The sequence below is a fragment of the Photobacterium sp. GB-50 genome, from assembly GCF_003026755.1.
Classification (GTDB): domain Bacteria; phylum Pseudomonadota; class Gammaproteobacteria; order Enterobacterales; family Vibrionaceae; genus Photobacterium.
This window is the reverse complement of the sequence record NZ_PYNX01000035.1, coordinates 1-16,515: the sequence shown is the minus strand read 5'-3', so window position 1 is coordinate 16,515 and position 16,515 is coordinate 1. Positions and strand designations below refer to the sequence as shown.

Genomic DNA, 16,515 nt, shown 5'->3' with positions numbered 1-16,515 from the left:
ATAATATATATCTAATTGTTATATGATTATTTTACTACCTTATATTTTTTATCTCATAAACATAAAAATCTAATAAAAATAATACTCATTCCTTCATATCTAACATTAATGAAACTTTAGATAATAAAAGCCTTTGAAGTAAATTTCAAAAGCTTTTAAAATTTAGAACAAACAAATCCATATTATTTATTCTTTCTTTTTTTTTCTCGCTCTAATAACCACTGATCAATTTTATCTTCAAACCAACCAACTGATCGCTCTCCTAAAGGAATTGATGGTGGAAAGTCGCCTTTGGTCATTAATGCATAAATACTACTTCTAGATAGGCCAACCTTATCTTTTACTTCTGGTAACCGTAAAATTTTTTTTGGCTTCCGGTTTGTAATCATACTAAAAATCCTTCTAATAAATTATGTATCTTTTCTTTACTTATCCAGTTCAGGCTAACATTAACGAGTAAGTTAAAAGTTACGTTTTTTTTTGAGAGCAAAAAAAAAAAAACTAAGTTTCTAAATTAAAAAATGGTTATTAGATTAAGAAAAACTGTAATGAAAAGAATTTATGAGAAAAATACATTTAATAAAGTAGTTTTAACACAACGATCTTACTTTGTGAGAAATACATCATAAGAGATAAATGATTTAATATACATAAAGTTATGCTATCAGTTTGCAATAATGAAAATCAAACAGCCGAAATGTTTTCCAAAAAGTCTTTAACCAAAATAGTTAACACTGGATCTCACCTCCTCATTTATCAATAGTTCAAGTAAAGATATTATTGCGTTAGATTTAAATTTGAGGTTGAAAATGCGAGCTGTTAGAGGGGATAAGTATTTACAATGGATACCTTACAAAATTTGAAAACTTATTAGGATTTTCTTTTTAATGTGATTATAAGAAAAAGCAAAGGTAGTGCCATTTTCAGGCTACTGACGCCACCATAATAATAGCTAAGCAGTTATATTATAAATAGCTCGACACAAAATAACTCTTAAGCTTGAGAGTTGTCCTTAAACACTTTGTTTATGTATTTTTTACAATATCTTAAGAAGCAATTCTATATGATGTTTTATCGCTAATTTTTTCATATAACCAAGGTTAGTTGAACGCCCTTCATCATGAATACTAATGATTTCTTTAATTGCATCAGAAAAACTAAAGTAATCTTTGTTCTCATTAATAAATGCCACCATCTCAGGTAATGCCTCATGGATCAAACCTGCTTGATCTGATGTCGGATAATCGTATACCTCAGATAAAAAATGTCGAACCCATATTTCGTCAGTGCCATCAACTTCATGTGTAAGATGTAAAGCCGCAGTATATGGTTGAAAACCACCTGACTTGAAACGCTCTGATAACGTCGTGTAATCCCCAAAACCAGAGAAACCATCAGCTGAGTAGTTTAAATGTAAATCAGTATAAAATTCATGGCTAGGGTCAGCATACTCAGAGTTCTTACTAACCGTACGAAAGCAATCTGTAATGTTAACTCTTGAAAAATCACTAAATTGATTTTTATAAGAGCGACTTAAATTGGAGTTGATAAAAATATGATGACAAAAGTTAACGCTGGAGGAAGTACTAAACAAAAATTTAGGGTCTGAAAATGAAGCATTATGGATGAAAGAAAACTTTCGCTCATCGATACTAGATAAAAAATCATTGATTTCACTAGCTTTGGTTGAACTATTTAATATAAACGCAAAATGTTGGGCCTGTGTTTGAGATTTTATTTCATCGACCAACTCCGTCATTTTATTAGTCGATTTCCCCAAGTCACCATTTTGAGAGTTAAAAACAATAATATGTTCAACGTTTTTATCACACAAAGTATTTATACATTTTAATACCGGAGATAAACCTTTAGTTACAGGTTCAATTATCGGTATAACTTTTCCACTCTCTGAAAGTTTACCTGCGCACTCCCTGAGAGCAAGGAGTTCATTTTGCTTCCCTCGTAAAAACGGAAAGTACATACCGACACCTCTCAATCATTATGACAACTGTTGCTCTAATCTATTGAGCATAATGCCACAGTTTTGCTTTGAAAAGTTAGATGTACATATCAAAGATAACAGAGAGTTAGGAAACTTTGATAAGGTCTCCTTATTTTTACTGTAATTTTCTCGTTGTTTTAGAGCTTTTTTAAATTCAAAATTAACAACTTCTTTAGGTAAAGTTTCGAACATTTTTCTACACTTATTTCTGACAAACGCAGGTTTTTCCTGTGGCAATTCGCCAAAGTAAGTTAATATAATATCGAATACTTCATTTTTGTTTAAACAACCAAAAACCAGATCATGTTGCAATGAGTCTGTATGAATACTTGATTGTTGAACTTCTTCAAATGTGTACCGGTCAGTTAATACAAGGATACCAATGTTATCGTCTACCTCTTTCTTAAGCTTTAAAAGCTTAGATTCAGGAACAACAATATTAACTTTCTCAAAAACTTGTTTATAACTTTGCAACTGATGCTTTAATCGATAAAAGGTATCAAACTCAGTCTTGATTTCATATGCAGTAGAATAGCCATTAACAACGACACAATCAGCTATGCTCTTCCGAACTCGAAACTCAGTAAAATAGGCTACATTTGCCATTTTATGGCGACCTTTAACTATTTTTTCGGCAATAGCATTTTTATAAACATATTCATTGCGATACTCTTTGACCAACCTTTTGTAAAGATATTCATATGCTTCCGATAAGGTCAAACCATTTTCTTGTAAGTGACTAGCTATCAAAAGTTTAAGTTTATCATTAGTCTCCTCCTCCAAAAGCGCAATCATAGACTTTTTCGAAAAGAGATTAGTGATTATATGTCTCTCTGAATTGTTCATTTTGACATCTGTACCATCATTAAAATAAACCCATAACTAGTTAACAGCCCAAATAAGATCCTAGCATTCCTCCTATAAAAAATCACTCCGATCAACCTAAAATATAACACTTTAATAAGCTTAATAATTTATTAAATGTATTCGTACTTTTACATAAAGTACGCTTGAAAACCATTACTCATAATAAATTCAATTTAAATACACTATGAGCTTGATGATTTTATTTTTAAAAGTATTTAATCAATCTAATTAAAAAATTATATTAATATAGTATAACAATTATCTTAACTGAATATATTAAGATAAAAATAAAAGTTATTTAAATACAATTACTTACTAGAAAATCCACTCTATTTGAGCTACTAATGATTAGGATAAAAGGAATGATGAAGAGAAAAACTTCACACAGCTATGATTTTAATAGCTGTAAAGATCTAGTGAAAACGCAATAAATTTCTATCTCGTATGACTTCGCCTTTTAAAAATGCTAGCATCTAAACTCTGAACATCCTTATGCAACGCAAAGCCAATATGCCAAATATTGTATTTCAGCCTTTGACGGTTTTATAGTGCTTGATAGCTCGTTGCATTCTATCAAGAAGCGGAATAAAGCCATTAAAGTTAATATTATCTTGGTTTTTCTTTACGACTCTCGTTGCAAAATCATTTTTCCCATAATAGCTACTCTTAGGTTCTTTCTTTTCAGTAGGATCAAAGGTTCTATTATTTAATGGTGTGTCCCATAACTTTTGATCGAACAAGTTTTCAATCATTGTGTCTTTACCATTATTTAAGGGTGTAATTACTACGTATAGATTATACATTACATGAATAAATTCTGATTTTTTAATCGCAGACTTTATATCTTCTTTTTTAGAAGGCATAGGGTGCATAGTCATCGTAGATATACCCTTGAGCTTTGCAATGATTCCACCATTTTCATCTAAACCTTTATCATTATCTAAAATAATTAAAACAGGGAATTTAGGCTTCTCAGACTTATAGAATTCATACCTTTCTTTATAGCTATCTATAAAGTTGGCTAGGTAAGAAGTACCTCCTGCTAATTCAAGGATAAATTTAGTCCTTCTCGAATAATCCATAAATTTAACTAATGATTTAGGCTCTCCAGATTTAGCATTAGCATTTATAAGTAAAGGATACTTGCTATTAAGTTTATCAATCGCTGATGTTAAGTATAAATTATCAGTTTTTCCCTCACACAGTATTGTGGTCTTATCATTAGCATAGAACCATTTATAGAAAAGAAATTTACTAAGAGTCTTCTCTCTGCTGGTCCAAACTTCACGGCTTCGAATTCCATGACGTCTATGCTGATAATGTATACTCAACTTTTCTGGGTAATGAGTTCTATTGTGTCGATCGACTGAGTCAATAAAATTCAATCGACCTTCCAACTCTCGAATAGAGCCAACTACATATTCATCATTAATTAATTTAGTATAGCTGCCTGTATGAAATAACGAGTTACACATTGCTTTAACTGTTCGTCGGTATTCCTTTTTCACTCCAACCTTTTCATTAACAACTAAGCCTGTTACGTCTTGTCGAGAGTCCTTATATTGAATTCTAGTTTTCTTTTCATTAATAGAAAATCCAGCTCTAGAAATCTCTTTATCAAGCCTTTTACTTGCTTTATAAGCCCCATCAATTTCTGTCATTATTTCAACTGGAAAACTATTCTTCCTTGTTGAGAAAGTTATATCGTCAGCATAGCGACTGTATCTACATGAGTTTTTCTTTGCTAACTTTGCTAAAGAGATATCAAGAGAATGAGTAATTAGATTAGTTATAACTGGGGAGCAGGGACTCCCTTGTGGCAAAGAGTTATTATGACAAGCAATTTGAGCAATAGCTGTTGCAGTATCCGGAGCCAATAAAAAGTTATTATTCTTAATAAAAAAACCTCTAACTCGCCCAAAATTAAAGGAGTCAAAAAAGTTTTCCAAATCAATATTCAGGATATTTTTTGACTTTTTATGCATTTCAGCATTAGTTATTATTGATCTTTTTTTAACAAAACCGTGCGATAGAGTATTAGATATATCTTTTTCTTGGTTAATATCATCTATACAGTTTAGTAGTAAATCTGCTAATGACCTCTGAATTTCTTTTAGCCTATCGTTTGGTGCTTTAATTAAACGCTCACCACCAGTTTTTTTGGGAATATTAAACTCTTGATACTTAATGCTATCGTGCTCAACAAATAATACATAACTTAGAATTGATGGTTTGACGTCAAGAAGGATTGCTAAATCGTTTCTAGATATGCAGTTCTTAAGTTCTGCTATAGAGTTAGAGTTCATTTTAGTTACCAAGGCACAAAAAAGAGGGGTGCTTACGGGCACTCCTATGCCATGCCGGGGATCTTAGAGATACAGTTAATGAATTTTAAAGGCAAGTCTATCAGACATTGTTTTCACTGATGGCGATACGCCACCCAAAATCTGCCCGTAAGCTAAGTTTATATTAGAATCATTTTTTATTAATTAACGTGATTAAAATCATATAATTAATTATTTTTAAAATTATTCCTTTAGAGAGTTCTATTTTATGAACCATTAAAAATTTAAGATTATAAAATTGTGAAATGTGATGTGGTTCATATTAAATTTTATTAATTAGTAATATAGGCAATATTTTCAGCTACAAAAGAAATTCAACCTACTATAAAAATATAAATTTAATGTCATTGAAACTAACTTTAATAATCTTTGATACAAATATAACTCAAGTATCTTTCCATTAGTTATAATCTTTTAAGTACTTATATTTATAAAATAATTCAGTTCATAATAAAAGTAGTTGCAATGTCTAAAGATATTATAATCTTTATCTAATATTGAAGTAAAATGTGTTCTCTAGGTTAAGTAGTTAAGCGAGGAAGGTTTTATGCATCATAAATCTTTATGGTTTGTACTATAAGCAAAGTTAGAGAATACTTTATAATGACGAAAATCATAAATGTAGGTGCTCGATTATAGTTGATAGTTAGTAATAACTTTTTCGATTATCCGTTTATAGGTATCTTGGATGATTTATCTTAGATTCTTCTGTATTCCAAATAGTATTCCAAAGATAGAACTATAAAAGATATTTCTATTTATAACAGCACTTTAAATAACATGTTCAACTTACGCCAGCCCACCAAATTCGTATACGAAGACGTCCAAGGACGTCCAGAGAGCCCACTAAGACATTGTTTTAGTGGGCTTTCTTGTATCTGTAGCTTCCTAAATCGCCCAATAATATCTGTAATTTATAGGTACACCACTGGGTACACTACATTTTACGTAGTAATTTGGTGTACCCATTATGGCAAGAACAACAGCAAGGCTAACAGATAAGGAAATCAAAGCCGCTAAACCAAAAGAGATATAATATACGCTCTCTAATGGTGATGGACTTCGTTTTAGAGTTAAAACAAACGGCTCTAAACTGTGGTTACTCAACTACACTCACCCTACAAAGAAACGTCGTACCAACCTAAGTCTAGGTAAATACCCCGATCTCTCACTTGCTATCGCCTGTAAGCTATCTCAAGAAGCGCGTGAACTTATTATCCAAGGTATCGACCCTCAAGAAGATAAAAAACGGAAACAACAAGAACACAAAATCATTCATCAATACACTTTACTTAATATCGCTAAAGAGTGGTTTGAGATTAAGCAAAGTGGCATTACACCTGACTATACTGTTGATATATGGCGTTCACTTGAGCGACACATCTTCCCTAGCCTATCGTCGAATACGCCGATTGAAGCAAAAGGCAGTCTCGAAACAGTAAAACGATTAGTACAGCGTTTAAATGAGATAATGGATTTTGCAGCCAACTGTGGTTTAGTTGCGGCAAACCCACTAACAGGTATCAAAGCTGCATTCAAAAAGCCTAAGAAAGAAAACATGGCTTCCCTCAAGCCAAGCGAATTACCTGAACTCATTATTTACTAAATTCGTCGCTGTAACGACTTCCCTTTACCGTGGTTTAACTCATTATCGTTTGATTGCATTTTTATCATAAAAAGTGTCTATGGTGCTCAGGCCGAACCAGTCACTCACTTTACCTTCTGCATAATTGATAAAACTAGCTCACACCATTGCCTCTTCGTAGACTTTTTCGACCTCAGCAAACTTAGTGACGCTCTCTAGGCGAGTTAACGTGGTTAGTTTCATCGAGTTTTTCATTGGGCGATGTGGCACGTTGGTCACTGGCGTTTGCAGCGATAGCGGTTTTCCGAGTTCAAATAAATAATATAAATCAGCAGAACCTGACTTCTTACCCGCTTGATCTTCGGTAATGGTGTATCGTGGTAACACTGTGACTCGTTTAACCGGCCAAAGTTTGTCAATTTGCTTGGTTGAACTTTGAGTGTCTGAAGTAGACGCCAACGCTAAATAACGAATTTCCTCGGCAATATGCTGCTTAAATTTCTGCAAAAACGTACTTTGAGGAAGGTGATACCACTGCGCTGTACCTTGCTCAAATTTTTCAAAGTAGCCATTATCACGGCCACGTTGCCCACTCAATGCCACGGTCATCGTCAAATCAGGGTACAGCACTTGGCGCATGCCGTAATAAGGTATGCGTGCTGCTTCTTGTACGTAAAGCCTTTCCGCCATGCCAGCCACAGGGTACATCACCTCATTGTCTTTCCCTGTTTGTGCATTCGGTGCTGTGCCAATTTGGGCTTGCAAGAACTCTAGCAACCACTGGTGACCGGAATACCCGCTCTCAGTCTGGCTAGGCAAGAGTGCAAACGCACCAATACCCACCTCTTCTATTGCGGCTGCGTAGGGGTTGGGTTTTGTGGCTTGATCAAAAAAGCCTGGATATAAAGCAAACGCACCAAAAACAGGGCGACTTTTCTTGATAGGCTGACCTGTGATTGAACTGGATGAAAACTCAGATAAGCGCGGCTCTGATAAACGGATCAGAGCATCACGATAACGATGCATTTGGTTGATGGCATCGTCCGGTACGTAATCCGTACTTTCAATATTTTCATTGCTGTCATCAAAGCGGTTTTTATCGGTCTTAATACGGTACTTGGCATCAAACAGCCAAATAAACTGCTTTTCTTCTGATGAGCCCGAGTCTGCTTTTGTTAAATGGGCGCTTTTAGGCAATGTCACTTCCAACACAATATCCGGCTCTTGGTTAACCAAATACGAGCGTATTGATTTGCCCTTTTTGGTAAATTTAGGCTCGTGTGCCAGCCTAGCGGTCACGCCATCACTGCGCTTAAAGCGAAAGGCACCGGCAAAGCCATCTTTAAGTTGGTACTCAAAAAAGTCATTTGGGGCGAGCTTCGTCACACTGTTTTTCACCAATTCAAAGCCAAGGTCCTGCTCTAAAATCTGTTTCAAACACAAAAAGCACCACACTTCGTAAATCTCAGCCACTGATTTCATTGAAATGCTCGACTGATTACCAAACACATCTAAATAAAATTTCAGCTCCTGCCAAACGCGATACACCGCGCTGTAACCGGTTTTTTGCTGAAGCACTAACGACTCGCGGCCTAACCCTGTGTATGCACCAACCTCTTTTAAAAAACTTTGACCTAACACTTTTTGCAGCGGTTGTTGCCAACTATGTAGTTCATTTAAAAATGAATCCGACAACCGTTGCCGTTCTGGTGCTTGGTTACTTTGCCTAAGCTTTTGTTCAAACTCCGCTAATTGCCGCTTGCTTTTACTCACCGCCATTTTGATAAAGCGGTTTTCTGGGGTATCCACACTCAGTTGCTTTTTTTCGACTGCATAGCGTTTATCGTACTGGCCATTAGCAAAGTCTTGCTTGACCTGCTCCGCTAACTTATGAGGCAAACGGGCTTTTAATTTGGCCGCTTTGATATTGGTAACCGTCGGTTGCAAACGGCTATGCGGTGCAGCACAAATTACTTTTAAGCCTTGCTCAAAACGCTCCTTTAACGCGGCAAAATTAGCCAACCACATCAGTGGAAAATGCCCACGATGCTGGCTAGTCGCTGCGTCTTGTTCCGTTTTTTCTACCAAACTAAAGCGCCAAAGAGGGTAAACTTTGTCGATGGTTTGATACATAGCGGGCAAGTCTTGGTGCAGTGCCATTTTGGTTGGCAGCACTTCAAAGGCTATGTGCTGAGTCTGTGTTTTGCCATTCAGCTCAAAAGTGAGTGGCAAGCGCAACCAACCTACATCATTGCCGGTATTGATGGTGCCGGTTAAACGTGCAGGCACCACACCCCTTGCGGTTTTTACTTCGGGAGCAAAACGAAACGCCTCATTCACGCTTTGGCTGCGATGGGTTAACCGCGCATTAGTGACTTCACTAAAAAAGACCCATTCAAACTGGTACTGAGTATTCTCAAAAAACAGCGGAGAATTTAATGTCAACTCAGCGTGTTTCGCTAAGCCATTGGCAACAAGGCCACTATCATCTAACGCACTTGTATCTATACCGTCTGCAACTAGCCATTGCGGTTCAATGACACTGCTCAGTTCAGGCGCAAAACGCAATTCGTAGCTAGGTTGTACATCATTAGTGCTCGCCCTGTGCGCCATTGTATTCTGGTACACGCTCAACCGCTGGCTAATATCATTCGCCCAAACCGAAAACTCAAAGTCAGGGGTCTGTAATCGTATTAACTCTGGCATTCCTTACCACTCCTTACGCCATAGCTATGCTGGTTTTGATTATGAGTTACATTCATTGCAAAAGGCATAAAACAGCACCGACTCATTAAGGCCAGAAACTGGTGAAGGTGGCACTGGCTAATCGAGCGCTCATCCATTGTAATTTCGCTTTTGAACGGCAAGGTATACGTAGCACTTTTTGCTCATCTGCATCATCCCCCTCTATCGCTTTCTCGCGATACAAGTCAGGGCGTTGGTTTGCTTCGTCTGTTTCAGACGCGAACCAAATGGGGGCTAACTGGTCTGCCAGCACAGTGCTAAGTTCTTCCAGCAAATCCTTGCGACTTGATGTAGTCAGTTTGTCGGTATCGCCTTCTATACGCGGCAGAACCTTACACATCATAAAGTCGTCCCATACGGCTTTTAGGGTCAGCTCATCTTGTGGTTGGCTGCTGGCCACAGCAAGAAGAAGTTCATTTAAAGCACGAAACGCTAATTCAAATGGCGTATTTTTTAGTACAGCATTAACGGCAGATAAAAACGCAACAGTCTTTGTACCATCAGCATCAAAGGTATTGGCTAAATCTGTTTTGCTGGCGTTTGACCAAATAGGATAGCTTAGGCGTTTATTGCTGCTGGTTGGAGTGAAAAAGTCGTTATAGTCGTTAGGGAAAAACGCACCAAAATCAAAGCTCAGCGCTCGGTCAATCACTTTGCGTGAAAAGCCGTGGGTGGTTTCATCCATATTCACCGTGCCCGCGACCAGCAGGTTAAACGGAATACCTAAACCATATTGGCAAATATGTGCCCACAGCTCATCGTATTGCACACCATCAAAGCCTAGCGCTTCACGCAGCTTTTCTTTATCCGCAACTTCTTTAATGGTGGCGGGTTTTAATAAGGCATCACTGCTGTAGGTAAAGCTGTCACCTGTCCAACGCCATTCGCGGGTTTCAAGCACCGACAAATAATCGGCAAAGTACTGCTCAACGGGGGCAAGGTTCATTTCATCCAAACACAACCAGTAAGGCAATACTTGCTCAAGTGCATCACGTTCACCTGTTACCACTAGACGCTCGCCTTGGTCTTCGTTTACTTGCACTTCAACGGTTAAGCCACTATCAGTGATCGCACGCCACGCTTTGGCGATAAACTGCAATACATCAGTGGTGATGTATTCAGCAGCGCCGTTTAAACGGGAGATATACCCCATCAAATCACTCGGCTCATGCCAGTCGGGGCGCACCGAGGTTAAACAATAGGTTTCATCAAACTGCCCTGAAGTTTTTGCTTGTTCACGCACAAAACGGGTTTTACCTGTACCTGAGATGCCAGCTAGGAGAAGGAAGGGTTTGGAAAGAAGCTGTGCATTACTAACAGCCTGTCTTGAATGCGAATTAGTCTCTAGATTTACATCTGCATATATATCTAATAGCTCTGTTAGATCAAAAGTAAGAGTATCTTCATCCGGCATGTTGTCTAAAGGATAAAATTTTGCGCCTGCTGAAGCCCACTCATACGACTTGCCTAATGTCGTATTAGAGCGTAAATCAACGTTCTGATCCCAAGCATTAAGTCTGTTATCCAACCCCCTAATGCTATTGCGCAGCTCCTCCGCTTTCTGTTTTGCCTGAGCTGTTCCATATTGTTTTTTGAGTTCTGTGGTTCCAAAGCCCAGCGAAAGATAAACACCACTACCGTCTGAACGGAACAAATAAACAGGATAAATACCGGACTGTGTTGACTCTGTTATTGACGGATTGAGGATCGACAGCCAAGGCACGTCTGCCCAATTTCCAGCGCCAGCACTTGCTTTTATTAAATAATTATTTGGAGATGGCAGTTTGTTTTCTATTGCTCTAATTAAATCTTGTCTTAGTAAAGTAGCTATTGGATGACCAGTAAACTGCTCATTTTTAGCTTGTTTCCAGCCACCAGCTATTTCTGTTAAAAGTTGTCTTAAACTCATACTTACCCTTTATACTAAGACCAAGAAATTTTGGTATTCCAATTCTATTTTATTTTTATATATCATGAAGATAACAACCTTACAAAGACATCTAATGTTTTTAGTGTTCTCGACACATTATTCACCGCCCGTTCAGTAAGTGCTGCCCGCTCAATTCCTTCTTTGGTCCGTTCTCTTATACGATTTCGTTCAAACTCGGCAAAAGCTGCGAACATCTATAGCATTAGCTTTCCTTCAGCACTGTATAAATCGGCAACGGTAAATCTAAGCAAACGACCTTACCCCCTTTTTGGGGTTAATACATTAATCGTATTATTGCTTCCACTGATCCTGAAACCGTGTCACTCACTACACATGAATCAGCAACATCATATTCTTTTTAACGAATGGCAATAATTTTATTTTGTGTTGTTTGTTCTATTGTAGATACTCGACAATAAGAAAAAGTACGCATCTTCATTAAACTCCCTCTAACTGGTATCAATAAATGGAGTAACTAAGCGAATAAAATATATGCCCTACCTATGCCCATTCCCACCGACGATATAGCTTTTAATTTGAAGACGAACACATAACCAATACAAAAAAGTTACCCGTAATACAATTCCAATTCATAGCATTATATTTCCCTCCTCACGCAACATAAAATGCGGCCTCGCTGATTACCTCACACATAAAACTTATCTAAAACATATTTTCATTAAGGGATAAATATTGAAAGTATCAACTCTTGCTCTTGCGATATTATCAACGCTACTGCTATCTGCCTGTGGAGGAGGAGGCGGTGGCTCTGATTCAGATAACACAACCACAGCCCCAACTCGAAGTATTCAAGGTAAAGCCATTGATGGTTATGTCAAAGGTGCCACTGTCGGTTTAGATTTAAACTTTAACGGTAAATTGGATGCAGGAGAACCAACAACAATCACAGGCGACAATGGTGCGTATATTTTAGATATCAAATCAAATAGCGATGCTTCTTGTGCTGACTATGTACCCACGATTGTTGATGTTCCTGTTGGTGCTATCGATGAAGACCTTGGTGTTGTCGAAACGGCATATACCATGACAATCGCGCCCGCGATATTCATACCTAGTGACAAAGATATTCGTGATATCACGCCGCTAACAACAATACTTTGGGATAATATTCAACGAGATCTCGAAAGCAGTAATCTAGGAATGCTTAGCTGCTCAACTATTCAAGAACAATCTGAAACTCGCGAGCGTATCAGTGGGATGTTGAAAGAGCAGGAGTACCGTTTACAGCTTCGCTTCAACGTACCTGTAAAAGAGTTATACAGTGATTTCATTGCATCCGGTAATACAGCGTTAGCTTCTAGTGCTGCTAACCTTGTAAAGGGAATGCAGTTATCTTATGAAGAAACACGTGTAATGTTACAAGATCCAAATGTGGTATATGCAGACGTTGAGTATATGCAAGGGCATTGGAACCACATGATGGAAGACGAAACTAACTCTACTCATTGGCATCGTGTAACAAGAGTCCAGTACAAAGACAAATCAACCACCGCACGTATCGAACGCATGTCAGATGACTTAACCACTGTAGTTAAAACAATGGAAGATTCAATGAAGCGCGAACGGACTGAACGCGGCCTTACATTGCTTGAAAGCTTTGCGATTGAACCTGACGGCTGTAACTCTGTGATTGAAGTGGTACAAGCATCGACTGATGGCTACGGTTTACGTAACCAACATCATGCTGCTGACATTACCTCTTTGCAGGACTGCCAAGATGTAACGAACTCGACGTCGTTAACCGCTCAAACTATTTTAACTTTCCGTACGAATGGCCTAGAGCACATCGGAAAAATAGACGAAGGTGGGCAATTTAGGTTCGATGAGAAAGATATATATACCAATCGCGATTTGGCGTTAGCTTTTGAAACAATGTCCCCTGAGGAGTTAGATCAATATAACTACATTTCTCAAGACTTTACCGATTCATTAACACACAACTCAACATCGGCACTACGTAACCAAGCAACCAATCTAGAAGATCGTTACATCTGGATTGACCGCGATCTCACTCAAGGACTATGGAGTAAGATAATTCAATTTAAATCAGGAATTTACGAAAACTATTGTTCTGACGATGGTACTACGTGGACACCAACAGATGTTATAAGTAAATGCATGAATAGCTCTGTAGAATAAACAATAAAAACAGATAATTATTTCATAAGATCAACGTGAACTAATTACAAACATTTAGAAGGCGACTTCTTAGGAAGTGGCCTTTTTTGTATCTGATTTTGTCATTTCTTTTCTTATTTTCTTAACGCAAAGAGCATCGAAATATTGAACGCCTGAGTGTTAAAGATCCTGACTGCCATTACCCTTTTATTTCAATAACAGAGCCAGATCTCGTCCCTCCTAAACTAAAGCTATTCTTTATCTTCTCGCGTTAACCTCGATCTAAACATCTGTTTAAAAATAATCGTTCAACCTAATAGGTTTAAGCTATTGAATGTATCGGCTATAACGATTTCCTAAATTTTGCTGTTTTAACAATAATGGCTTCAGAGATTTGATTTGCACTACAGCATAAAAACTTAAAATTATAGTTAAAAGGATTCCATCATGATCAACACTGAAATCAAGCCATTTAGCGCAACAGCATACAAAGAAGGCAAATTCGTAGAAATCACTGAGAAAGACGTTTTAGGTAAGTGGGCGGTATTCTTCTTCTACCCTGCTGACTTTACTTTTGTATGTCCAACTGAGCTTGGCGATCTAGCTGACCATTACGCAGAGCTTCAAGAGCGCGGCGTTGAAGTATTCTCTGTCTCTACAGATACTCACTTCACTCACAAAGCATGGCACGACAGCTCTGACACTATCGGTAAAATCAACTACTACATGGTAGGCGACCAAACGGGTAATATCACAAATAACTTCAATGTTATGCGTGAAGGTCAAGGTCTTGCAGACCGCGCTACTTTCCTAATCGATCCACAAGGTGTTATCCAAGCAATGGAAATCACTGCTGAAGGTATCGGTCGTGAAGCTGATGATCTAATGCGTAAAGTGAAAGCAGCACAATATGTTGCAGCACACCCAGGTGAAGTTTGCCCTGCAAAATGGAAAGAAGGCGAAGCAACACTAACTCCTTCTCTAGACCTAGTAGGTAAGATCTAATCTTATTTACCTTTGATAATAATGAGTGATTTTATTCTCTATATATAGATTCACTTATTACTTATCCTACTTTTAAATAATTCACTTATTTAAAAGTAATAAGGCATCAAGCATAAACGTCATGTTTGGTGCCTTATTCATTCAAATACCTTCAAACATATTTAAGCCTTTTTATATAGGCGATATGTCGTATAACAGTAGATCCGCATTCTTTATCTGCTGTTAAGCCGTAAATAAATTAAAAAGGCGAGATTATGTTAGAACAAAGCATGAAGCAGCAATTAAAAGCGTATTTAGAAAATTTAAAAACAGATATCCAACTGGTATTAAGTTTAGATGATAGTGACACTGCACAAAAACTGCATGAGCTTGCTCACGAGATCGCAGAACTAAACGATAAAGTGAGTGTTATTGAAGATAATAATGCCAGTGTACGTAAGCCTGTAATGCAAGTGGTTAACCCAACCAAACAGACCTCAATGAGCTTTGCCGGTCTTCCAATGGGACACGAATTTACTTCATTGGTATTAGCGCTACTACACAGTGGTGGTCATCCAATGAAACTAGAGCAAGCGGTTATCGACCAAATCGCCGCTTTAGATCAAGATATTGTTATTGAAACCTTTATTTCATTATCTTGCCAGAACTGTCCTGATGTTGTGCAAGCGTTCAACATGATGGCAGCGATTAACCCACGCATTAAAGCAACCATGATTGATGGCGCAGCTTTCCAAGACGAAGTCACTGAACGTAATATCATGGCAGTACCGACTGTTTATGTGAACGGTGAAGTCTTTGGTCAAGGCCGTATGTCGCTTACTGAAATTTTAAATAAGTTAGACACGGGCGCAGCTAAAAAAGTAGCGGCAAGCCTAACCGAAAAAGCCCCATTTGATGTATTAGTTGTCGGTGGTGGCCCAGCGGGTGCATCTGCTGCAATCTACGCGGCACGTAAAGGCATCCGTACCGGTGTTGTTGCTGAGCGCTTCGGCGGTCAGGTAATGGATACCATGTCTATCGAGAACTTTATTTCTGTTAAAGAAACCCAAGGTCCCCGTTTAGCGGCAAGCCTTGAAGAGCACGTAAAACAATACAACGTTGATATTATGAGCGAGCAGCGTGTTAATAACATTGTTGAAGCTGCTGATACTGAAGATGGTTATACGCACGTTTATCTAGAAAGCGGCGCAATGCTAAAAGCACGTAGCGTGATCATCAGTACTGGCGCTCGCTGGCGTGAAATGAACGTTCCTGGTGAACAAGAGTATCGCAATAAAGGTGTGGCTTACTGTCCTCACTGTGACGGTCCATTATTCAAAGGCAAGCGCACAGCCGTTATCGGTGGTGGTAACTCAGGTATTGAAGCGGCGATTGATCTTGCGGGTATTGTAGAACATGTGACTGTGCTTGAATTTGCTGACACATTACGTGCTGACCAAGTGTTGATCAATAAAGCTGAAAGTATGCCTAACATCGACATTATTAAAATGGCACAAACGACAGAAGTGGTTGGCGATGGTACTCGCGTTACAGGTATCAGCTACAAAGATCGTAACACGGATGAAATCAAACACATCGAACTTGCCGGTATTTTTGTTCAGATTGGTTTAGTGCCAAACACTGAGTGGCTAAAAGAATCCGCCGTTGCATTAACACCACGTGGTGAGATTGAAATTGGTGCTCACGGTAATACTAACGTTAACGGTATTTTTGCAGCCGGTGATGTTACAACAGTTCCTTACAAACAAATTATTATTGCAATGGGTGAAGGTGCTAAAGCAAGTCTAGGGGCATTTGATTACTTAATTCGCACCCCTGCACCCAATAATAAATAGTATAACTATTAATTTTTAAGGCCGACTCGAAAGAGTCGGCCTTTTTATTATAAAAAATTAAT

The 16,515-nt window shown here is 38.0% G+C and carries 9 protein-coding genes and 2 pseudogenes; 4 read left to right on the top strand and 7 right to left on the bottom strand.

Translation table 11 applies throughout. The features are described from left to right. Positions 1-182: 182 nt before the first annotated feature. The 4 genes from C9J41_RS21260 to C9J41_RS21245 form a co-directional block, all read right to left on the bottom strand. Positions 183-389: an AlpA family transcriptional regulator gene (locus C9J41_RS21260; RefSeq protein ID WP_107294994.1), complete on the bottom strand. Its 207-nt coding sequence runs from the start codon at positions 387-389 to the stop codon at positions 183-185. Positions 390-1,036: 647 nt separating this feature from the next. Then, the gene (locus C9J41_RS21255) at positions 1,037-1,981 is read right to left on the bottom strand and encodes a sce7725 family protein (protein ID WP_107294993.1); all 945 of its coding nucleotides are present in this window, start codon (positions 1,979-1,981) and stop codon (positions 1,037-1,039) included. An 18-nt stretch (positions 1,982-1,999) separates the two neighbouring features. After that, positions 2,000-2,848 carry a sce7726 family protein gene (locus C9J41_RS21250; RefSeq protein WP_107294992.1) on the bottom strand — a complete coding sequence of 283 codons (849 nt, stop codon included), beginning with the start codon at positions 2,846-2,848 and terminating at the stop codon, positions 2,000-2,002. A gap of 548 nt (positions 2,849-3,396) precedes the next feature. Further along, positions 3,397-5,175, bottom strand: coding sequence for a retron Ec67 family RNA-directed DNA polymerase/endonuclease (locus tag C9J41_RS21245; RefSeq protein ID WP_107294991.1), 1,779 nt, complete (start codon positions 5,173-5,175; stop codon positions 3,397-3,399). A gap of 1,009 nt (positions 5,176-6,184) precedes the next feature. Here C9J41_RS21245 and C9J41_RS21240 point away from each other — a divergent pair. Beyond that, a pseudogene (locus C9J41_RS21240) lies at positions 6,185-6,811 on the top strand (integrase arm-type DNA-binding domain-containing protein); the annotation flags it as partial. Between the two features lie 147 nt (positions 6,812-6,958). Here the strand turns inward: C9J41_RS21240 and C9J41_RS21235 are convergent. The 3 genes and pseudogenes from C9J41_RS21235 to C9J41_RS21225 form a co-directional block, all read right to left on the bottom strand. Continuing rightward, the gene (locus C9J41_RS21235; protein WP_107294990.1) at positions 6,959-9,505 is read right to left on the bottom strand and encodes a restriction endonuclease-like protein; all 2,547 of its coding nucleotides are present in this window, start codon (positions 9,503-9,505) and stop codon (positions 6,959-6,961) included. Between the two features lie 85 nt (positions 9,506-9,590). Then, positions 9,591-11,453, bottom strand: coding sequence for an MrcB family domain-containing protein (locus C9J41_RS21230; RefSeq protein WP_107294989.1), 1,863 nt, complete (start codon positions 11,451-11,453; stop codon positions 9,591-9,593). A gap of 143 nt (positions 11,454-11,596) precedes the next feature. Then, a pseudogene (locus C9J41_RS21225) lies at positions 11,597-11,907 on the bottom strand (recombinase family protein); the annotation flags it as partial. Between the two features lie 260 nt (positions 11,908-12,167). Here C9J41_RS21225 and C9J41_RS21220 point away from each other — a divergent pair. The 3 genes from C9J41_RS21220 to ahpF all read left to right on the top strand — a co-directional run bounded on the left by C9J41_RS21220 (position 12,168) and on the right by ahpF (position 16,453). Next, entirely contained in the window at positions 12,168-13,634 is a 1,467-nt protein-coding gene (locus C9J41_RS21220; protein WP_107294988.1) for a hypothetical protein, read from the top strand. Between the two features lie 426 nt (positions 13,635-14,060). Beyond that, positions 14,061-14,618, top strand: coding sequence for an alkyl hydroperoxide reductase subunit C (ahpC, locus tag C9J41_RS21215; protein WP_107207311.1), 558 nt, complete (start codon positions 14,061-14,063; stop codon positions 14,616-14,618). A gap of 254 nt (positions 14,619-14,872) precedes the next feature. Next, positions 14,873-16,453 carry an alkyl hydroperoxide reductase subunit F gene (ahpF, locus tag C9J41_RS21210; protein ID WP_107294987.1) on the top strand — a complete coding sequence of 527 codons (1,581 nt, stop codon included), beginning with the start codon at positions 14,873-14,875 and terminating at the stop codon, positions 16,451-16,453. Positions 16,454-16,515 lie beyond the last annotated feature (62 nt).